Annotated in this window: 7 protein-coding genes (1 of these 7 running past the window's edge); 1 reads left to right on the top strand and 6 read right to left on the bottom strand. The window is 46.3% G+C overall.

Going from position 1 to position 23,718, the window contains the following annotated elements; genetic code table 11:
• Nucleotides 1–97: 97 nt before the first annotated feature.
• Nucleotides 98–1,051: a hypothetical protein gene (locus HHL17_RS17095; RefSeq protein ID WP_169226055.1), complete on the bottom strand. Its 954-nt coding sequence runs from the start codon at nucleotides 1,049–1,051 to the stop codon at nucleotides 98–100.
• 246 nt (nucleotides 1,052–1,297) lie between these two features.
• Here HHL17_RS17095 and HHL17_RS17090 point away from each other — a divergent pair, with 246 nt between their 5' ends.
• The gene (locus HHL17_RS17090; RefSeq protein WP_169226054.1) at nucleotides 1,298–1,711 is read left to right on the top strand and encodes a hypothetical protein; all 414 of its coding nucleotides are present in this window, start codon (nucleotides 1,298–1,300) and stop codon (nucleotides 1,709–1,711) included.
• A gap of 46 nt (nucleotides 1,712–1,757) precedes the next feature.
• Here HHL17_RS17090 and HHL17_RS17085 read toward each other — a convergent pair whose 3' ends face one another.
• The 5 genes from HHL17_RS17085 to HHL17_RS17065 form a co-directional block, all read right to left on the bottom strand.
• Nucleotides 1,758–2,075 carry a hypothetical protein gene (locus tag HHL17_RS17085; RefSeq protein ID WP_169226053.1) on the bottom strand — a complete coding sequence of 106 codons (318 nt, stop codon included), beginning with the start codon at nucleotides 2,073–2,075 and terminating at the stop codon, nucleotides 1,758–1,760.
• A 376-nt stretch (nucleotides 2,076–2,451) separates the two neighbouring features.
• Nucleotides 2,452–3,477 carry a TauD/TfdA family dioxygenase gene (locus HHL17_RS17080; RefSeq protein ID WP_169226052.1) on the bottom strand — a complete coding sequence of 342 codons (1,026 nt, stop codon included), beginning with the start codon at nucleotides 3,475–3,477 and terminating at the stop codon, nucleotides 2,452–2,454.
• Between the two features lie 18 nt (nucleotides 3,478–3,495).
• Nucleotides 3,496–17,298, bottom strand: a complete 13,803-nt coding sequence (locus tag HHL17_RS17075; RefSeq protein WP_169226051.1) for a non-ribosomal peptide synthetase — start codon at nucleotides 17,296–17,298, stop codon at nucleotides 3,496–3,498.
• A gap of 38 nt (nucleotides 17,299–17,336) precedes the next feature.
• Nucleotides 17,337–20,789 carry a non-ribosomal peptide synthetase gene (locus HHL17_RS17070; RefSeq protein WP_169226050.1) on the bottom strand — a complete coding sequence of 1,151 codons (3,453 nt, stop codon included), beginning with the start codon at nucleotides 20,787–20,789 and terminating at the stop codon, nucleotides 17,337–17,339.
• A 30-nt stretch (nucleotides 20,790–20,819) separates the two neighbouring features.
• Nucleotides 20,820–23,718, bottom strand: the 3' portion of a protein-coding gene (locus HHL17_RS17065; RefSeq protein WP_169226049.1) for a non-ribosomal peptide synthase/polyketide synthase. Its footprint extends 26,732 nt past the window's final position; the window shows 2,899 of its 29,631 coding nt (coding positions 26,733–29,631); its start codon lies beyond the right edge, outside the window — the gene reads right to left on this strand; its stop codon occupies nucleotides 20,820–20,822.

The following is a 23,718-nucleotide window of genomic DNA, read 5'->3' as shown; positions in this document are numbered from 1 at the left end:
TAGGCATCAATATACAAAGCGTTCCGGAAACTAAAAAATGAAGGCCTCGCAGGAGCTTCCTGCGAGGCCTTCATCGCCCGTCACCGTTCCGTTGTTATCAATAATAGATATCTACGATGCCATTAGGCGTACCCTGGGACACTACCGTAGAATGCTGGCCGCAATCTGTAACAGGGTTGGCCACTGACCATGACAGGGGCGCCTGTGCGCCGCCCACTCTCAGGTCGATAGCGCTGAGCCTTGTTTTGGCCGTATTGGGATAGTTGGAGCAGGTAACCACTCCATACGCTTCCATGGATTCCGCCGCCCAGTATAAAGTAGGGATGTTGTTTACGGTAAGGTTAATAGAAGGATAGCCGGTAAAAACAGATGTATAGCTGCGGGTGCTGCCGCTGCCGCCAATGAGGCTCATGATACCCTGCAAGTTGGTGCCCGGGTTCACGCGTATCAAGCTGCTGTATACAGTGTTCGTACCTACGTACCAGTTAGCAATGGCCCAATAGTTGCCTCCGCCGGCGGCAGAAGGTCCCCACTGCAACACCGGCTGCAGGATGTTGTTGGCATTCTGCAAACCGTTGAACAGGAAGATGGTCTGGCCGGAATTCACAGCCGGAGCGGGAGGCACCGTCCAGCTGGTGCTAAAGTAAGAAATCGCGGAAGCCGTGTTATTGGTCCAGTACGTGTAGGTGATCCAACCGGAACCCAGCGGGAATACGCCATTACCGGGCTTTTTGGATTTTTCCGGGTTGAAGGGTATTCTTGCGTTGTCCTGCTCAATGGCGCCGTAATCCGCCATTACCTTGCCGTTGCGGTCGTACCTGCGCAGCCGGTTACCTTCGCCGCTCAGGTATTCGCCTGTTTCAATATGATGTACCTGCGATTTGGCCACCCAGCCTGCAGGCGTCAATACCTGGTCCTGGTGATCGTTTATTTGCACTTTGTCGGCAGGCGCCATTGTATTATTATCAGCTGATGTGCTGTTCTGCTCTTTTTTACAGGCAGAAAATACCATAACGCTCAACAGCAATAAAGAGATGATGTATTTGCTCATAAATAGGGGATTGGGTTAAGAAATATGAGAAAAGGAGAAACGGATAGTTCGGGCTTCTACTAAAATAGGGCAAACCACTGCGAATGGGCAGTATATCACTTCACAGGCATCTCAGGGTTAATACATCAACAACCAACCGGTCCCAGGTAACGTCCGGTTTGTTTCATTATAAAATAACATCACATTTCGAAAAAAAAATCTATCTTAAATAGATAATTGAAAACCTGAATTTTTAAATTTTAACCGATGAGAAAAGCAGTTGTTTTAAGTCTCCTGTCAGCTTTATTTTTTGTACAAAGCTATGCCGCTTCCGCTACGGAAAAACCAGTAAACCCGTTGTCTGTTGCAGAAAAGCCTGCCGACAAGATCACAGCAGCATTTAATGTTCGGATAACCCTGGTGGATATTCATGGGGCGCCTGTAACAGGTGGTTCAGGGCTGCGCGGTTACTGGGCACAGAATGTGGCAACCGGCGAGTATTTTTACCCGGGTGGACAGGAAGATGAAGACAAATTTGAGCACCTCCCCGCCGGTACATACACCTTTGGTGCATACCCCGGTAACTGGGATGGTGCTGTTTCCAGTACCGTAACGCTCAGCAGCGGCAATGTAGGCCCTGATGGCTACATTGTGGTCACCTTAACCTATTGGGTAGAATAGATTACCTGCAAAAGCAAATGAAAAGACTGGCCCATGGCCGGTCTTTTTATTTTCCTGCTTTTTCCGGACGGGCAACTTTCTGCAAGCTAACATTCTCACAAACAGCATAAACTGCATAGAAGAACATCAGTGTAAATATCGTGTATTTGCTGGTGTTAGACCTGTTGACTACCGCATAGATGGTAATACCAGCCAGGCAAAGCATCATTCTGCTGATCATGGCGCCGTATACACGGAGCATAAAAACAGCATTGCTTTCTGCTTGTACGCCTTTGCGGCTCATGTTGTAGGTAAATGCTGACAGTAAAGCTAGTGCAAGGTTTCCGAAGAGCAGCACATTATGGTGTACACCATTGTCCAACATCCAGGTCTTAAATAAAAATAACGCGCCGTTCAGTAAAATAAAAAGGCCAATGACTCTAAAGTAAAATCTATCCCACATTTCTGTTCAAAATTCTGTTCTAAAGTTGTGAATGAGGGCGCAAAGGTAAGATCAAAAAAGATAACTGCAAAATGATGGCAGTAAAAAGAGTGTTAACAAATTGATTATCGCAGCATTTTTTAGTTGATTACAAGTAATTTAAAACACATATATATTAATCTCAAGATAAATTACCGGGCTACTTATTGTTGCCTGATATTAGCCACCGCTTTGAACAGTTGTAACTCAATAATGCTCCAATCTTACCGGAAACTGACCAGTTTTCCGGTAAGATCGGAGCATTTGTTTACGTTAGATATCACCGGATATTATCACTATCGTAAGCCGCTTCGATGATGGCCGTAGCAATGGTACGCTCGCCTTTGTAGGGATAACGGCCATGTGCAGTCAGCATGTTATCGAGAAAAATGATATCCCCTTTCTCATAAGGGAATGCAATGATGTTCTTCTGATAGGCCTGCTTAATTTCATTGTAGGCTGCAGAAGAAATTTCACTGCCATCTCCAAAAAATGTTTCCGAAGTGAGGAATTCGGCAGGAAAAAACTCATGATGTGGTAAGCCCAGTTCTTCATAGCGGGAAAAACGATGAAAGAAAAAAACGTGGTTGAACCATGTTTCTTCCCCGGTAACAGGATGTCTGCTAATGGCATCCTTTACCCATTCAATTACCAGGTGATCTTTTCCCACAAATTCATAATCGATGTTATACTTTTTGCAGGTAGCCTCCATTACCTTCACATCATTTGTCTGAAATACCTCCTGCCATGGCATTCCCAGATCGGGTAATAAATTCCGCCGGTATTTAACTCCCTTTGCCCTGAATTCAGCTGTCAAGGCCGGATCAATATCTTTCAGCACACGCCTGGAATCTGCTATGGGCGTCTGTCCTCCTTCTGCCGCTGGTGTAATACAACAGAAAACAATCTTACGGCCCCATATCCGGCTGTAGGAAGTTTCATTATGCATATTGATGGTACGTTCACTCGGGTAAATCGTGGAAGTGTAAATATTTTTCAGATGATCATCCAATTCCTTCCGGGGAGATGATCTGAACATATATGGCAGTGGCGTTGTATTGAAACACTCCATAAAAGTATTGAAATCCTTTACAGAATTAATATTGAATCCACGCAATAAAATACCACCATGATGCGTCACATCCCGCTCAAATTCTTCCCTATGGGCATTCATCCAGGTTATCAGATCAACCCCATTATGAGCAGGAGTGATCAGTAAAGGTAAAACCTGGTCACTGTTTTTGTTGAAAAGCGCTTTCACAACGGTATGATCATTTACTATGGCGGAGGAGACTGTATTTTCCATATTGCTGGTTTAAATGGTTTAGCTGTTTGTGTTAGGTGCATCAGGACTTTGCAGTGCATGTAACTGTTGCTGTAGTAGCCGGGATAATATCTGCGCATTTTCATTCTCCATTATGGAGCCATGATCTCCTTCCATGGTGATCAACTTTAAATCTGCCGCATGTTCTCTCCAGCCCAGCGTTTCATCATTTTCTTCCCTTTCATTTTCTGTGGCTCTCACCACGGTCAGGGTAGCATTTACTTTACCGGTAATAGTTGTATAATGCATAAACATATTATTCAACCGTAGTTCAAATAATCTGAACATGGATGCAACATGTTTCTTTTCTATCTTATCTTTTATAAAGTCAAGAATAAAATGCAGTACGTCTTTCAATGCTTTTGATTCATTCGCCTTTAACTGTTCCGCCATGGCCCTGAGTGTGGTCACCCATTCCGGATGCGGTTGCGGGATAATATTATAATGCCCGAGTATTCCCAGTACATATTCCAATACTTCCACACCTTCTATATCCCTTTGCATAGATCTGATAGCCGTGTCCACATCTTCTATGGCAGCGCTGGAATCCAGCAGCACTACAAAATCAGCCACCTCTCCCCTTGCTTCGAGCAGCTTTACCATTTCATATACCACCCGCACTCCAAAGGAATGCCCTATTAAACGGTAAGGACCCTGTGCCTGTATCTGTTTTAGCCATGTGATGTTCTGATCTGCGATTGCCTCCAGGTTATCCAGCGGTTTTTCTCCGTCCAGCACACCCTGCATTAACAATCCATACACCTCACCGACATCGTTCAATGCCATCGCCAGTTCTTCATAAGCATCACATACACCTACGGCTCCCGGCACCAGGAATATGGACGTTTCTTTGCTGCCTTTATTCAACAGACGTACATGCGCGTTTTCCTGTTGTGCCGCAGCTTCCTCATCGCTGTCTTTTTTGGCTGCAAGTTCCGCCATCCGCTGCTGTAGTACTACGGACAATGATGCAATGGTCGGATAATTGAATATATCTTTAAATGACACTTCCATCGTCAGCCCTATCCTGATATCCGATACCAACCGCATGACCAGCAAAGAGTGACCACCCAGCGTAAAGAAATTATCGGAGATGCCTATACGTTCCACGCCCAGCAATACCTGCCAGATATCCGCCAGTAGCTGCTCTGTTTCATTGCGGGGCGCTGCATATTCATGGATCAATCCGGCAATATCCGGATCCGGCAACCTCTTCCTGTCTACTTTTCCATTACTGGTGAGCGGCAGTGAGTCCAGTTCAATGATAAGAGAAGGGACCATATATTCCGGCAGTCTTGTATGAAGGAATGCTAATATATCCTGCTGGTCAAATGCGTGCTCCATTACAACATAACCTATCAAACGTTTATTACCATTTGCATCTTCCCTGGCCACCACTGCGCTCTGCATTACACCTGCAACTGCTGACATGGCAGCTGCTATTTCGCCTAATTCTATGCGATACCCGCGTATCTTTACCTGATCATCCAGGCGGCCCAGATACTCCAGGCTTCCATCCGGTAACCATCTGGCGAGATCACCGGTTTTATACAGCCTTGCACCAACATCCCCGCTGAATGGGTCTGTAATAAATCTGTCTTTTGTTAATTGCTCCCTGTTCAGGTATCCACGGGATAAGCCGGCTCCTCCTACATACAACTCTCCTGCTATTCCTGCTGGCTGCAGGTTTCCGTGTGCGTCCAATACATAACAGCTTAGTGTGGGTATAGGCTTACCAATATTGCTGGCCTCTCCATTCAGGGTATCTGCGTCCATTTCCTTATAGGTTACGTGGACGGTTGTTTCCGTAATACCATACATGTTGATCAGTTTACAATCAGGGTATCTTTCTTTCCACACCTTGAGTTTGCCGGGTGTCAGTGCTTCTCCCCCAAATATTACATACCTCATTTGTAAAGGTAATGCTGAGCGGAGCAAACTTTCCTGCAACGCATAGAAGGCAGTAGGTGTCTGATTTAAAACGGTCACTTTTTCCTTTAAAAGTATAGCTCCAAAGGCTCCCGGATCTCTGGCAGTTTCCTTGCTGATTACAATAAGCTTCCCCCCATACAGTAGAGCACCATACATTTCCCATACTGAAAAGTCAAAGCAGAATGAATGGAACATGGTCCAGACATCTTTATTATTAAAGTCATATAACGGCGCGTCCGTTTCAAACAACCTGACCACATTATAATGCTCAATAAGCACACCTTTCGGTTTACCGGTAGAACCGGAAGTATAGATCACATAAGCAAGATGACGGGGAAGAATCAAAAAGGAAGGATCGTCTCCGGAAAACTGGCTGATCTCCTGCCAGTCTTCATCCAGCAATATCAGCTCCGCCGACGCGATGTTATCCAGTACATGCGTACACTCACGGGAACTGATGATCCATTTGGCCGCAGTATCTTCCAGCATAAAGCTGATACGCTCTGCAGGATAATCAGGATCTATGGGAACGTAGGCCCCACCTGCTTTCAGGATACCGAGTATACCCACGATCATGTCAACGGACCGCTCTATACATACCGGCACCAATGTATCCGCCTGCACTCCTTTGCTCCTTAAATAATGCGCCAGCTGATTTGCACGTATATTCAACTCCCGATAGGTAAGTGAAACCTCACCGGCCACAATTGCTGTCGCTTCGGGTGTAAGGGCCACCTGTGCTGCAAATAGGTCTGTAATTGTTTTATCCTTTGGATAGCCCGCTGAAGTATTATTAAGTTCAACCAGTAATTGATGCTCTTCTGCGGATGTCAGCATGGGCAATGCTCCTATACGTGATTCCGGTGACTTTACAACAGCCCGCAACAACTGTTCAAAATGCGCTATCATACGATCTATGGTGGCTGCGCTGAAAAGATCCGCACAATAAATAATGTTTCCGCTTAAACCCGCCGCGCTTTCTTCCATGGAAACAGTGAGATCAAATTGTGCTGTAACATGCCCGGTATTCAACGCAGATAATTGTAAGTCACCCAGTTCCAGCTCCTGTTCATCCGGTGTGTTCTGCATTACAAACATTACCTGAAACAAAGGGCTCCGGCTCAGGTCCCGCTCCTTCACTACAGCTTCCACTACTTTCTCAAAAGGAACTTCCTGATGTTCATAAGCGCTTAAAGTAGTGCGTTTCACCTGCTGCAACAGCGATACAAAAGAGGGCTGATTCCCAAGATCAGTACGCAAAGCCAACGTATTGATGAAGAACCCGATCAGTCCTTCCAGTTCCTGTTGTGTTCTGCCTGCTGCAGGAGTGCCTATACAAATATCGTCCTGACCACTGTACCGGTATAACAACACATTGAAGGCAGTCAGCAGTGTCATAAAAATGGTAACATCCTGTTGACGGGAAAGTACCTGCAATTGTACAGACAACTCCTTATCCAGCCGGAACCTCCTGGAAGCGCCGCGGGTGCTCTGCATCACCGGGCGCGTATAATCTGCGGGCAATTGCAGCTGCGCCACTCCTGTCAGTTTATCTTTCCAATATTGCAGTTTTTTATCCAGCAGGGCGCCTGTTACATATTCCCGCTGCCAGATGGCATAATCAACATACTGGATAGGCAAGGACGCCAGCGGGGTTTTCTGGTTTTCTTCATAAGCGATGTACAGTGCTTTCAGCTCTTTCACCATAATACCATTTGACCACCCGTCGGAAGCTATATGATGCAACGTTACCAACAGTATATATTCGTTATCATCTGCCGAAAGCCGGATCAGCTGTGCACGCAACATATGGTCGGCCCTCAGGTTAAAAGGAGCGGCCACCAGTGACTGCATATAGGACTGTAAGGTGGCATCATCTTTAAATACAATACCTTCTATTACTGATAACTGCCAGAGGTCCTTATCCATTACTTTTTGCCACGGCATACCATCCTGCTCCATCACCACTGTTCTAAGCACTTCATGGCGATTAACGATAGCCCGCAATGCAAAAAACAGCGCATCCCTGTTCAGCTTCCCTTTCAGCTTCAATGCCACCGGTACGTGGTATTGTATACTGCCTTCCAGCTGATCAATAAACCATAATCTTTCCTGGCTGTAGGACAACGGAATAAGTTCCGGCCTGTTGCGACGAATGATAGCCGGAACAACAGCAACGCCTCTGCGGTTTTCCAGTTGAGCTGACAGGGATGCGATCGTAGGGTAATCAAATATATCCCCGATAGACGCTTCTATCTTCAGTTCTTTTCTGATAGCTGACACCAGGCGTATAGCCAGCAAAGAATGGCCTCCCAATTCAAAAAAATCATCGTGTATGCCTACCTGTTCTACTTCCAGCAACGTGGACCAGATAGCTGCAAGCTGATATTCTGTTGCACTGACCGGTGCCGTATACCCCGCTAAATCAGGGCCCTCAGGATCAGGTAATGCTTTCCTGTCTATCTTCCCGTTCGGCAGCATGGGAAATGCATCCAGCGCAACAAATACCGACGGTATCATGTACTCCGGTAAATGCGCCTTCAGATAAGCAACGATGCTTTCGCTGTCAAATACGCCATTACCAATAACATAAGCGGCTAAACGTTTATTGCCGTTGTTATCTTCCACAGCCGTCACCACACACTGGTTCACCTGCTCACATTGCTGCAATACGCGTGCTACTTCTCCCGGCTCTACCCGGTAACCGCGGATCTTTACCTGGTCGTCTGCCCGTCCTATAAATAAAATATTTCCATCCGGCAACCATTTTACAATATCTCCCGTGCGATATATTTTTGCGGTGGTTGTCTGCAAAAACGGATCAGGTATAAAACGGCTATCTGTTAAACCGGGATTATTCAGATAACCCAATGCAATACCATCTCCCCCGATAAATAACTCACCGGGCACCCCTATCGGACATAATTGCCCAAGAGGATCCAACACATAAATACGTGTATTGGAAAATGGCTTTCCGACCGGTATTACCTGACCGTACAATCCATTATCCTGTACCAGGTGCAGCAGTTTTCCAATAGTCGTTTCCGTTGGACCATAGTGATTTACAACTATACAGGAAGAACCGGATAACCGGATACTATTTACCACTTCCGCTGATAATGATTCTCCTCCGAATATGAGTAATTGTTGCGGCAACAATAAACTGCCGGATGCCGACAATGCCTTCCAGTGCGAGGGCACCACCTTGATACAATCCATAGGATGAAGCGAAAAATATTCCTGTAATTTTTCACTATCACTGGCTGTTTCCTTCGAAAACAGGTGGAGCGTCCCCCCTATGGTCAAAGCACTGTACAACACCGTATTCCCCAGATCAGTGGCAATACTTGACAACAATGCGAATGAATGGCAGGCAGCCAGCGGAAGCGCGGCATTTAAGCCATATATATAATCGGTAAGGTTCCTGTGTGTAACCATCACGCCTTTGGGTGTGCCTGTGCTGCCTGATGTATAAATCACGTACACCAGGTCATCCGGAGCAGGAGTAATAGCCACCTGCGGGGCAGGCGCATGACTGATCATTTCCCAATCAGCATCCAATGCCACTACTTTCATGGTTTCACTGACAGGTAAACCGGACCGACAGGCGCGACTGCTTACAATCACCGTTGCCCCTGTATCTTCCAGCATGTAACGAACACGGTCCCCTGATGAGAGATAATCCGGATCAACCGGTACATACGCTGCTCCAGCCTTCAGTATACCCAATATCCCTGTCATCATTTCCAATGAACGTTCCATACAGAGTGGCACCAGCGCACCAGGTGTTACCCCCTGCTGTTGCAGGTAATGTGCCAGTTGATCAGAACGCTCATCCAGCATAGCATATGTCATTTCCTTATCTTCCATCACCAGGGCAATAGCGGCGGCGTCAGCCACTACCTTCTCCCGGAATAAATTTATGACGGTCTTATTATGCGGATATGCTATCTCACAAATATTAAACCCTTCCTGCAACTGCTGCTGTTCTGCTGAGGTAAGTATGGACAAGGACCCTACCGGTTTTTCCACATCAGCAACAACGGCTCCCAACAATTGTTTGTAGTGCTCACCCATTCTCAAAATGGTATCTTCCCGGAACAAATCGGTGCGATACACCACGTTTATATGCAGCACATTATTTTCTTCAACAATAAAGAAGGTAATATCAAACTTGGCACTGACGGCGTTAAATGCTTCTCCGGATAATACCACCTCCCCTAAACGAAGCTCCGGTGCATCAGGAGCCTGCTGCATGACGAACATTGCCTGGAACAGCGGGCTTCTGCTGGCATCTCTGTCTTTTACCACTGCTTCCACCACTTTCTCAAAAGGCACATCCTGGTGCTCATAGGCACCCAGTGTCGTTTCTTTTACCTGTTGTAAGAAGGATAAAAAAGAAGGGTTACCACTCAAGTCACTACGTAGTGCCAGTGTATTTACAAAAAATCCAACCAGCCCTTCCACTTCCTGTTGCTGGCGTGCTGCAGTAGAGCTACCCACACATATATCCGTCTGATTACTGTAACGGTAAAGCAATACCTTAAAGGCCGCCAGCAACGTCATGAACAATGTTGTACCCTGTTCCTGTGATAACTTTCTTACCTGCGCTGATACTTCCTGGTGAAGACTAAACGAAATACTTCCGCCCTGCATACTTTGAACAGCAGGCCGCACATAATCAGCAGGTAACCTGAGTGTTTCCGTTCCGGACAATTTATTTTTCCAGTAATCCAGTTTCCCTTCCAATACCGCCCCGGATAAATAAGTATGCTGCCAGATGGCATAGTCCGCATATTGAACAGGTAACGTCGCTAACGGTGTGATAAGGTTATCTGTATAAGCATTGTATAATGCTATCAACTCTTTTACAATAATACCGGCAGACCACTCATCGGATGCGATATGATGCAGCGTGGCTACCAGTATATGCTCGTCTGCCGACAGGCAGATCAGATGTGCACGCAACATATAATCTGCTGACAAATCAAATGGAGCTGCGATCAGTGAGCTGATGTAAGCCTGCAATCCAGCTTCATCCTCTTTATAAACCGGTTCTTCGGTAACTTCCAGCTGCCACAGATCCTCTTCCATTATCCACTGATAAGTAATACCCCCTTCATCGTCTGATTGACGGATCACCGTACGCAACACCTCATGACGGTTGACAATCGTCCTTAACGAATATGCCAGGCCTTCCCTGCTTAATGCGCCCTTCATTCTTAATACCGCCGGTATATGATATTGCACACTGCCTTCCAGCTGATCAATGAACCACAAACGCTCCTGGCTAAACGATAATGGAATATAGACAGGCCTTGCACCTGCTTCAATAGCAGGCAACTGCAACCCTTCGGGTGTTCCTCTAAGATGGACTGCCAATGAGGCAATGGTAGCATGCAGGAATAATGATCTTATAGATACGGTTTCCTGTAACTGCTGACGCATAGCAGCCAATAAACGCATCGCCAGCAGGGAATGCCCACCCAGTTCAAAGAAATTATCGTATATACCTATACGTTCTATTCCCAGCAACGACTGCCAGATGCCGGCAAGCACCTGTTCCGTTTCAGTACGCGGGGCGGTGTACTCCCTTCGCAACAGCGTTGCGCCTGCAGGGTCGGGCAATGATTGTTTGTCCACCTTGCCATTTGCAGTCAGCGGCAGCTTATCCAGCAGGACCAGTTGTGATGGCACCATGTATACAGGAAGACGGTCCTGCAGCCACGACAGCAACCCTGACCTGTCTATGCTTTCTTCTCCTACCACATAACACACCAGGTGACGGTAACCGCTGTTATCCGTTCTGGTTACTACTACCGACTGTTTCACCCCTGGGTATTGCGATACCACACTTTCTATTTCCCCAGGCTCTACCCGGTAGCCCCGGATTTTTACCTGGTCATCTATCCTGCCAAAATATTCAATCGTCCCATCCGGCAGCCAGCGCGCCTGATCTCCCGTAAAATATAATCTCTCTCCGGGCTTGAACGGATTGAATATGAACTTTTCTTTTGTCAGTTCCGGCCTGTTCAGATAACCACGGGCCACCTGCACACCACCTATACATAGCTGACCTGGAACCCCTACCGGCACGGGTCTTCCCGAACCGTCCAGGATATATGCGGCCGTATTGGACAATGGCTGACCGATGGTGATCTTCTCTTCCAGCTTTAATTCTTTCATGGTGGCCCATATCGTCGTTTCTGTGGGGCCATATACATTCCATACTTTCTGACCGCTTAATTGTACCAGCTTATCTTTCAATGCCACCGGGATCGCTTCCCCCCCTGCCAGTATCGTTATCCCTTCTTTATTTTCCCAGCCTGCTTCCAGTAACATTTGCCATGTGGCCGGCGTGGCCTGCATATGGGACGGCCGGTAATGCGACAGCTGTGACGCCAGCTTAAAACCATCTGCGGCTGTAGATTTTGAAGCGATAATTACTTTGCCACCTGTCAGTAAGGGCAAATACAACTCCAGGTAAGCGATGTCAAAACAGTAGGTGGTGACTGCCAGTAAACTCATTTCTGCAGGGAGGTCCAGCCTGTCTTTCATTGACAACAGGAAATTCAACAGCGACTTATGTTCTATCATTACTCCCTTGGGCGTGCCCGTTGAACCTGAAGTATAGATCACATAAGCAAGATGGTCAGGCCCGGCTGCCGATTTCAATGGGGTAACCGGCTGTTGTGCTATTTCATCTCCCACTCCATCTAATAACACTGGCGTAATACCTGCTGCTTTTATTTTATGCTCATACGCCTGACTGCTTACAACGATACTGCTACCACTGTCTTTCAACATATAGCTGATCCTTTCCAATGGATAATCCGGATCTAGCGGCACATACGCCCCGCCGGCTTTCATAATACCCAACAGGACCACCAGCATATCCGCTGAACGATCTATACAAACCGGAACCAGGCTATCTGCTTTCACCCCAAGGCTGCTCAGGTAATGGGCCACCTGGTTGGAGCGCTCATCCAGCTCACGATAAGTCAAACTATGATCTTCATACACCACCGCTACAGCGCCAGGGCCCTGCAATACCTGCATGGCAAACAGGTCCGCAAATGTCTTATCTTCAGGATAAGCAACTGTTGTGGCATTAAATGAGGTCAGCAATTGCTGTTCTTCAGCGGAAGTAAGCATCGCTAACGTATCTATTCTTGCGCCGGGCGTTCTTACAACAGATAGTAACAACTGTTCAAAGTGCCCTTTCATTCTCATGATGGTGTCTTCCCTGAACAGGTCCATACGATACACAATGTTCACCCGTAAATGGTCTTTTTCCTCCACAACAGAAAAAGCCAGGTCATATTGTGCCGGGGTATTTTCAGCAAAATCACCGGATATCACCACCTCCCCCAAATGGAGCTCCGGCACTTCGGGAGCATTCTCCACGGCAAACATCACCTGGAATAAGGGGCTTCTCCTAAGATCCCTTTCTTTTACCACCGCCTCCACTACTTTCTCAAAGGGCACTTCCTGATGCTCATAAGCACCTAAAGTAGTTTGCTTAACCTGTTGCAATAAAGACACAAAGGACAGGTTAACCTTAATTTCACTACGCAGCGCCAGGGTATTCACAAAACAACCAACCAGCCCTTCCACTTCTTTCTGTGTTCTGCCGGCTATAGGACTTCCCACACAAATATCCTCCTGGCCGCTATAGCGGTATAATAATAGCTTAAAAGCGGCCAGTAATGTCATAAACAAGGTAGCACCCTGTTGTTGCGATAATCTTCTTATCTGTTCAGACAACTCACTGTCAAGACCAAACGAAACAATCCCCCCATTCACACCAGAAACAGCGGGCCGCGTAAAATCAACAGGTAATGCTAAAGTAGCTACACCGGTAAGTTTATCTTTCCAATAAGCCAGCTTATCTGCCAGTACTGCTCCGGACAGATGTTCCCGCTGCCAGATCGCATAGTCTGCATACTGAATAGGCAAAGGTAGCAGCTGTGCCACACGATTTCCTATATAAGCTCCATACAACGCCATCAGCTCTTTTACTATAATGCCGGTAGACCAGCCATCTGATGCGATATGATGCATGGTAACTACCAGTATATGTTCAGCCTCTCCAAGTACAACCAGATGCGCGCGCAGCATATGATCACGTGACAGATCAAAAGGAACAGCGATCAGGGATTGCACATAGGATTCCAATGATGCACCATTTTCCTGATATACCTTTTCCGTTACTGTTTCCAATTGCCAGCAATCCTGGTCCTGTATCTGCTGATAAGCGATACCGGCCTCCTCTATTATCTGTGTTCTGAGTACTTCATGACGATTTACAATGGTTTGCAATGCGTAAGCCAGTCCTTCCGGGTTGAGATGCCCTTTCAACCTTAACACTGCCGGAATATGATACTGCACGCTTCCCTCCAGCTGATCAATGAACCACAATCGTTCCTGGCTATACGATAATGGGATTCTTGCAGGTCTTTCACCGGCTTCAACAGGCGGGAGCTGTAATTGCTTGTTATACCCCTGAAGATGTGCAGCCAACGCAGCTATAGTGGGAAAAGTGAATATCGCCCTGATAGATAGCTCAACCTGCAGAGATTGACGCAAGGCAAATATTAAGCGCATGGCTAGCAATGAATGCCCCCCTAATGAAAAGAAATCATCGTGTATGCCTACCCGTTCCACTCCTAATAACTCCTGCCATCTGCCTGCCAGCATTTGCTCCATATCATTACGTGGCGCCGCATAATTATCTGTTAAAGGTAATCCGGCAGCTGTACCGGATAATGCCTTCAGATCAACTTTCCCGTTGGGCAGCATAGGAAAACTTTCCTGACCTGTCAGTAAGGAAGGTATCATATACACAGGCAGGTGTGTTTTCAGATAATCATAAATGCCGTTTCTGTCAAGCATTCCTTCCGGTATCACATAGGCCGCTAACTGACTTTGACCGAAATTATCTTCCTTTACAACTACTATCCCGTGACGTACATGGCTGCATTGATTGAGCACACGCTCAATCTCCCCTAACTCTACACGATAGCCGTTAATCTTTACCTGGTTATCGCCACGGCCTATAAACACGACATTTCCATCGGGCAGATATTTCACTATGTCTCCTGTACGATACAGTTTCCCCTGAATGCCCGTTATAAAAGGGTTTGTAATGAACCGCTCTCTGGTCAACTCCTCATTGTTCAGATAGCCAACTGCAACCCCACTCCCTCCTATATACAATTCCCCGGGAATACCCGCAGGGCACAACTGCCCATTCCGGTCCAATACATAGATGCAGGTATTGGAGAATGGCTTTCCAACCGGAATCGTCTGCTGATAAACTACGTCCGGCCGAATGATGTGCAACAATTTCCCTATAGTCGTTTCCGTTGGGCCATAGTGATTCACAATCATACAGCCGGCGCCGGATAACCGGATGCTATTGGTGACGGCCGTTGTCAATGCCTCTCCACCGAATATCAGCATCTTTTCGGGTAGCAATAATTTCCCTGTAGCAGACAATGCCTTCCAATGAGAAGGTACAATCTTGATACAGTCTATCTGCTGCTGCGCAAAATAATCATGCAACAGATCGCCATCACTGGCAGCTGCTTTGGAGAACAAATGTAAACACCCGCCTGTCAGCAGGGAACCATATAATACGGTATTCCCCAGATCGGTGGCAATACTTGATAGCAGACCAAATGAACGGCAATCTTGCAGGGGAAGGGCTTCTTTCAAGCCAGACAGATAATCGGCCAGGTTCCCATGTGTGATCATTACCCCTTTGGGGTTACCAGTGCTTCCTGATGTATAGATCACATAAACCAGGTGATTCGGTGCAGCTACTGCTGACGGCCTTGTTTTCGGAAATGCTGCTATTTTGTCCGGATCACCATCCAGCGATAAAACAGATGCAGTAGTAGCAGGGATTTTATCCCGGCAGGCATTACTGCTTACTATCATTGTTGCCTGCGTATCCGTCAGCATATAAGCGATCCTATCAGCAGGAAAATCCGGGTCGATGGGAACATATGCGCCCCCTGCCTTCAATATACCCAGTATGCCAACGATCATATCCAATGAACTTTCCACACAAACCGGCACCGGCATATCCGTTGTCACGCCCTGACTGCGCAGATAATGGGCCAGTTGATTAGCACGGTCGTCCAACGCTTTATAGGTCATTGAATTATTTTCAAACACCAGGGCAACAGCTTCGCGTGTAGCGTCTGTCTGCGCTTCAAACAAATCGACTATTGTCTTCTCCGGCACGGACACCACCTTTTCTGTTCTACCGTCAGCCAGCATTGTAAGTTCCCGCACTTCACCAGGAGTCAGCATCTGCAATGACCCAATCTGCTGTAAAGGATTGCTGACGATGGACCGCAACAACTGCTCAAAGTGAGCTACCATACGATTTATCGTTGCTTCACTGTATAAATCCCTGCTATATTCCACCACCACACGTAAATCATTCTTCTGTTCAATTACCAGGAAGACCATGTCAAACCTCGTGGTCGTGCTTTCGAGCGGCTCTTCGGACAACAGAATGCCACCCAAAGGAAATTCCGGGTCATCAGGCTCCTGTTGCAACACAAACATTATATCAAACAACGGGTTTCTGTTTCCTTCCCGGTCTTTTGCTACTGCTTCCACTACTCTCTCAAAAGACAGGTCCTGGTGCTCATAAGCCCCCAGCGTAGTTTCTTTCACCTGCTGCAATAAGGATACAAAAGAAGGGTTATTGCTCAGATCACTACGCAGGGCAAGCATATTTACAAAGAAACCAATCAGCTCTTCCACCTCCTTTTGCAGGCGTTCTGCGGTGGAACATCCTACACAAATATCATCCTGACCACTGTAGCGGTACAATAATATTTTAAATGCAGCAAGCAGGGTCATAAACAGGGTAGTATCCTGCTGTTGTGAGAGCTGCTTTACCTGTACATACAAATCAGCGTCAAGGTTCAGCGAAACACTTCCTCCGCTTGTGCTTTGTATAGCGGGCCGCATATAATCTGCCGGCAACTGTAAAGTGGCTGTTCCTGATAGCTGCCGCCTCCAGTAATCCAGTTTCCGCTCCAATATGTCGCCTGATAAATAGGCCCGTTGCCAGATCGCATAATCTGCATACTGAATACGCAATGGTGGCAATTCCGGTGTGCGGTTCTCCGCGAAGGCGCTATATAACGATGTCAGTTCCCGTACTATAATACCGAATGACCAGGCATCCGATGCTATATGGTGCAATGTTACCACCAGTATATACTCATCCGCCGACAGCTGGATCAAATGCGCACGCAGCATATGGTCCCCGGATAAATTAAAAGGGGCCGAGATCAGTGATTCCAAACAAGATCGTAACGCCGTTTCATCTTCTTTATACACCGGATCATCTATCACCGCCAATTGCCAGCCATCCTTATCCAGTACCCGCTGATAAGCTACGCCGTCTTTTTCTTCTATCACCGTGCGGAGCACATCATGACGGTTAATAATTGTCTGAAACGACCGGGTAAGTGCAGCTATATGGAGCTGTCCTTTCAATCTTAATACCCGTGGTATATGATACTGCACACTGCCCTCCAACTGATCAACAAACCATAAACGTTGCTGACTATACGATAATGGGATGTCTGTAGTTATTCTTTCCGCAGCAGAAAGGATACTTTCTTTTATTGATATTCCTGAATCATGTTGTGTATGCTCTTTAAAATAGGATATCAGCTGATCTTTATTTTCCTTCAGCTCCCTCAACAGCAATTCATCAATTTTCTTTCCTACGGGTGCTTGTGTTACCAGTTTATTGTCAACAAAAGATATCCTGATCCCATTATCATTGGCTCTTTCCAATAAATCCATTACATCCAGTAACTTCATAACTGTCATATCTGATTTTTTTTAACAGGCGTGAATTCAAACTCTGATTATAATTCTATCATTTCCAGATTTTCATAAGTGGCATCAAGCGTATGCTGATTCAAATTTATTCTTGTATATCTGGCCAGAGCCTCAATAGTGGAAAGCTGAAAAAAGGTCCTGACAGGGATTTTCAGCCCGGTGGCTACATATACAGATGAGATCAACCTGATTGCCATCAGTGAGTTCCCTCCCAACCTGAAGAAATTATCACGTATGCTTACCCGTTCTATACCTAATAACTCCTGCCAGATGTTTGTCAGCATCCGCTCTGTTTCATTACCCGGGCCAACGTATTCATATTCCGGTAGTCCGTCTGCTTCAACCGGATCGGGTAATGCTTGTTTATCAATTTTACCATTGGCCGTTAGGGGAAGTTTATCCAACGCAACCAGTACATACGGTATCATATATTCAGGCAGCTTCTCCTTCAGGTACGTAAGCACCCCAGCTCTGTCAAAACCGCCATTGGGCACTATGTAGCCTGTTAAAGTAGCACTATCATTGCCGTTATCATCAGGAGAACCTGTTCTGACGGTTACGATTGCTTCCTTCACCAGGTCACATTCCAGCAGCGCATTCTCTATCTCACCCAATTCTATTCTCAGTCCACGGATTTTTACCTGATCATCTGTCCTCCCCAGGTATTCAAGATTTCCATCCGGTAGCCAGCGGCCTACGTCACCGGTCCGGTACATGCGTGCAGCAGATTCTTTACTGAAAGGGTCCTTTATAAATTTCTCCGTGGTTAACTGCTCAAGATTCAGGTAGCCACGCGCTACCCCCACGCCCGATACAAAGATCTCACCGGGCACACCTACAGGGCATAACTGCTGCTCATTATTCAATACGTAGATACGCATATTTTGTATCGGTTTACCTACCGGTATATTCGTATAATCCGGTACGTTATTCATCAGATAATGGGTGATATCATCCGATGCTTCCGTAGGACCATAAGCATTCACCACCGGGATGGTCCCATAGTCCTTATGCCCGAACCACTTCATCAGCAGATGCCGGCTGACGGCTTCTCCCGTCACCACCAGGAAGCGGAGATGCTTTAATGCGGCGCTGGTATTTTCCTGTAGCAACGCATTGAGATAAGAAGGGACCAGCTCCAGGATAGTGACCCTGTCGTTATCAATGGCGTTCACTAATTCCGCAGGTTGAAAAATGGTTTCTTCACTGTAAATAATGGTGCGCCCTCCACAAAGCAAGGCAGCAAACATTTGCCATACCGAAATATCAAATGTATAGGCAGCTGTATAAGCCAGGATTGTTCCCTCATCTATTTTCAGGTCATTTACTTTGGCGAACAAATGATTCAACATGCCCTGATGCTCCACCATCACGCCTTTGGGCTTACCGGTTGACCCGGAAGTATAGATAACATAAGCCAGATGATGTGGACCGGGTATTGTCTCCGGTAATGTCTCCGGTTGCTGATCAATCAGTTCCCGGTCAATGTCCAATGCAATGATATTGGTAAAGCCGGCTAATTCAATCTTTTGTTTACCATAGCTGCTGCTTACAACAATGCTGGCCTCGCAATCCTCCAATATATAGCGGATCCGCTCTGCCGGATATTCCAGGTCTACCGGCACATATGCAGCCCCGGCTTTCATGATGCCCAATATACCAATGATCATGTCCGGTGATCGCTCTATACACACGGGTACCAGGGTGTTTGCTTTCACGCCCAGCTTGCGGAGATGATGAGCCAACTGGTTAGCACGCACCGATAGTGTTTTATATGTGAGCGACTCCGCCCCAAATGTTACCGCGATTGCATCAGGTGAACTTTTCGCCTGCTCATCAAACAGGGTGATGAATGTTTTACTTTGGGGGTAATCCACTTGTGTATCATTAAACACATGGAGCAACTGATATTCTTCCGCTGCACTGATCATGAATAATTGGCTTATCTGCACGGTGGGCGTTTTTATAACAGCCCTCAACAATTGTTCGTAATGAGCCATCATACGGTCTAAGGTGGCTTCATTAAACAAATCTGCGCCGTATATTACCAGCACTTCCAAACCATCCGTGCTTTCCCGGATAGAAAAAGTCAGGTCAAATTGTGCGCTGGTATACTTCGTTTCCTCCTGGAATAAATGCAGCCCATTTAAATGGAGTGCCGGCGCCTCGGGTACATTCTGCAATTCAAACATCACCTGGAACAAAGGTGTCCTGTTAAGGTACCTCTCTTCTGCCACTGCTTCGACTACTTTCTCAAAAGGCACTTCCTGATGATCGTACGCATCCAGTGTAGTCTGTTTCACCTGCTCAAGCAGAGATATAAAAGAAGGATCACCATCCAGATGATTACGTAACACCAACGTATTGATAAAAAAACCGACCAGCCCCTCTGCTTCCTGTCGTGTTCTTCCTGCAATCGGGCTCCCAACACAGATATCCGGCTGACCACTGTAACGATACAGCAATACATTAAAAGCTGCCAGCAATGTCATGAACAAGGTACTACCCTGCTGCAGGGAAAGCGCCTGTAACTGATCTGACAATGCCGGATCCAGACGGTACCGCCGCGACGCGCCATGCGTACTTTGTACTATCGGACGAACATAATCAATGGGCAACTCTAATGTGCTGCTCCCCTTCAGTTTCCCCTTCCAGTAATCCAGTTTTTCTTTTAATACTGTTGCTGATAAATTTTCCCGCTGCCATATGGCATAATCCGCATACTGGATAGTAAGCGGCAACAACTGAGCCGGGCGTCCTTCAACAAAAGACTGGTATAACTCCACCAGCTCCGGCACTATAATGCCGGTGGACCAGCCATCAGATGCGATATGATGCAGCGTAACCAATAATACATGTTCATCCGCAGACAGGCAGATGAGATCTGCACGGAGCATATGGTCCTTCTGCAAATCAAAAGGGACTTCAATTAAAGACCGGAGATATTCCTCCAATGCCTTCTCATTTTGCTTATATATCGGATCATCCGTTACTTTAATATTCCATTTCCCTTTATCCAACACCTGCTGATAAGCGACGCCCGCTTCTTCTGTCATGACCGTACGGAGCACTTCATGCCGGTTGACTATTTCCTGGAATGCATATGCCAGCGCCTCTCTGTTAAGCGTTCCCTTCAACCGTAAAATATTGGGTAAATGGTAGGAAATACTACCTTCCAATTGATCAATAAACCATAAACGTTCTTGGCTAAACGACAAAGGAACATGTTTTACTACATTCCTGTCATACGGCTGTATGCCTTTATCAGCGACAGATCTATTTTCTATCGGTGTATGTTTGCTGAAGTATGAAACCAGATGTTCTTTGTTCGCTCTCAGCTTGTTTAAGATATGTTCATCTATTTCCTGTTCATCAGGGGTATGAACAAGTAAATTGTTATTTTCAAAAAACACTTTGATGCCGTAATCATTTGCTTCTTTTAATAACGCAATGATGTCAGTAAGATTAGTTCCGGCCATATTTAAAAGTTTTAAGTATAAAAATTTGAATTATAAAGTGAACGTCTTACCAGTTTCAGATTCAGCAGCCCGTACATCCTGATTAACAGCAATATAATTGGCTAACGCTTCAATGCTGGTAAGCTCGAACAAGGTCCTGACAGCCACACGTATTCCGAATTCCTTATACATCGCCGATGCCAGGCGCATCACCAGCAAAGACTGCATGCCCAGTTCAAACAGGTTATCGTATATACCTATACGTTCTATATTCAATAATTTCTTACAGATCTCCTCCAAAGCCACCTCCGCTCCATTCCGTGGCGCTACATACAAATTTGCTGACGATGGACCAGTCTCTGGATCGGGCAAGGCCTGCTTATCAATTTTACCATTCGCAGTCAACGGAAGTGCCAGCAACAGGGTGAACGATGCCGGTACCATGTATTCCGGCAACCTGCTCTTTAAATGCGCCAATACGCCTGTACGGTCAAAAGTTCCTGATGACACTACATATGCCACCAGTCTTTTAGCCTCATTTTTATCTGTTATGGCAGATACCACCGCCTGGCTGACTGTCTCGCATTCCTGCAGCACACTTTCTATCTCCCCTAACTCTATACGGTAACCATTGATCTTTACCTGTTCGTCTATACGACCCAGATATTCAATAGTACCATCAGGCAACCACCGACCCAGATCTCCTGTCCGGTACATTCTTGTACCCGACTGACGGGCAAACGGGTCTGTAATAAACTTCTCTGCTGTTAATTCCGGTCTTCCCAGGTAACCACGTGCTACGCCAACACCGGATACACATATCTCACCGGCTACACCTACCGGGCATAAGCGCAATCTGTTATCCAGTATATAGATACTGAGATTTTGTATGGGTGAGCCAAGTGGGATATTGGTTTCATCGGGGGTTTTATACATAATATAATGACAGATATCATCAGAGGCTTCCGTAGGCCCATAGGCATTCACTACCGGAATAGCACCATAATCCTTATGCGTGAACCATGCTGCCAGCAAATGCCGGCTGACGGCTTCCCCGGTTACCAGTAAGAATTGCAACGATCTTAATGCAACGCCTGTATTTTCGTGAAGCACAGCCGCCAGATAAGAAGGCACAAATTCCAATATGGTTACTCCATCTGTATCAATGGTATTGATTAAGGCCGCGGGCTGCAAAATAAGTTCCGCTGCATAAATAATTGTTTTCCCACCACATAGCAGGGCCGCAAACATCTGCCAAACAGAAATATCAAAAGTATAGGAGGCGGTATAAGCAATGACGGATGTATGATTAATTTTCAGGTCATTTATTTTAGCCTGTAAATGATTCAACATACCATCATGTTGCACCATCACCCCTTTAGGTTTACCTGTTGAACCGGAAGTATAGATCACATAAGCAAGGTCGTGATGTCCCGGTGAACCTGCCAGTGGAGCGGCGGACCGTTTATTGATTATTTTCCAGTCATTGTCCAGGTCTATGATAGTAATTTCCGCAGATGCCTCTAGTATTTGTTTACCATTACCGCTGCTCACTGCTACTTCAGCCCCAATATCCTGTAGCATATAACGGATCCGTTCTGCCGGATATAATGGATCAACAGGTACATATGCGCCTCCCGCTTTCATAATGCCCAATATGGCAATAATCATATCCAATGACCGTCCTATACAAAGCGGGACCAAAGTATCTGTTTTTACTCCCTTACTCTTCAGGTAACGCGCCAGCTTATTAGAACGTATATCCAGCTCTTCATACGTTAGTTTATTGCCTTCAAATTCCAATGCAATCTCACCCGGCGTTTGTGCTACCTGATCAGCAAATAGCTCCATGAAAGTTTTTCCGGCCTGCACAGGACCACCTTCTGTACCGGTATTATTAAAGGAGACTAACAATTGCTGCTGTTCTTCCTCACTGAGCAATGCGATATCGCTTACTTTGTTTGCACTACCGCTTGTTATCTGCAGCAACACCTGCTCAAAATGCCGCAGGATGGCCATGGCATAAGGCTTACCCAGCAATTCTGTATTATACCTGCACCTTACCCTGGTTTCTCCCGATACTTCTATTAAAATTTCCAAAGGATAATTTGTCTGTTCCTGTATCTGTACATTCTCTACCTGTAAAAGCCATGGCTGCGTGGAAACAGCTTTGCTCACAGGATAATTCTCAAACACCAGTAGACTATCGAACAGCTCGCCGGAGATGTTCATCCATCGTTGTACCTCTTTCAATGAAGTATATTGATGCTCCCGGCTCTGCAATTGTTGTACCTGTAACTCCTGCAGCCATTCGGTTATATCCCGTGATTCATTCACCACTGTATAGAAAGGCAGCGTATTAACATATAAGCCTACACGCCGCTCCATATCCGACAGGTTTTCCGGACGACCCGATACCGTTGCACCATAAATAATATCCGGACGTCCGGTATAACGATATAAAAGGTAAGCCCATATACCCTGCATCAGCGTATTGGGTGTAATGGATTGCTGTTGTGCATAATGTGTGATCCGGGCAGTAATAGCAGTATCCAGGTTTAATGTTTCATCTGCAAAGCTACCAGCGCCTTTTGTACGCCCTCCCGCGGATGTTATAAATGGCAACAGCGTGCCCGTGCTCACACCGGCCAGGTATTTACGCCAGTATGTTTCCTCTTTCTCTTTATACTGCTTATCTATGTAGCGGATATAATCTTCATAGCGGTCTTCCTTCAAAATAGGTAATGTTTTACCTGTTACCACCGCTTCGTATATACGCAACAGCTCTTCCATCAATACCGGCACCGACCATCCGTCGAGCACAATATGGTGATAAGTCCATAGCAGGTAATAGCGATCTTCCTCCAGCTGTATCAGGCAGATACGCATCAGCGGCGCCACGGTGAAATCAAATCCATTGCGACGGTCTGCTGCTTTATACTCCTGCAAA

The sequence above is a fragment of the Chitinophaga fulva genome (genome assembly GCF_012927205.1).
Lineage (GTDB): Bacteria > Bacteroidota > Bacteroidia > Chitinophagales > Chitinophagaceae > Chitinophaga > Chitinophaga fulva.
This window is presented reverse-complemented; position numbering and strand designations above follow the sequence as displayed.

Coding starts and splice junctions, on each gene's coding strand:
- HHL17_RS17080 (WP_169226052.1), bottom strand. CDS start 3,477: ATGGAAAATACAGTCTCCTCCGCCATAGTAAATGATCATACCGTTGTG.
- HHL17_RS17090 (WP_169226054.1), top strand. CDS start 1,298: ATGAGAAAAGCAGTTGTTTTAAGTCTCCTGTCAGCTTTATTTTTTGTA.
- HHL17_RS17095 (WP_169226055.1), bottom strand. CDS start 1,051: ATGAGCAAATACATCATCTCTTTATTGCTGTTGAGCGTTATGGTATTT.
- HHL17_RS17070 (WP_169226050.1), bottom strand. CDS start 20,789: ATGGCCGGAACTAATCTTACTGACATCATTGCGTTATTAAAAGAAGCA.
- HHL17_RS17075 (WP_169226051.1), bottom strand. CDS start 17,298: ATGACAGTTATGAAGTTACTGGATGTAATGGATTTATTGGAAAGAGCC.
- HHL17_RS17085 (WP_169226053.1), bottom strand. CDS start 2,075: ATGTTGGACAATGGTGTACACCATAATGTGCTGCTCTTCGGAAACCTT.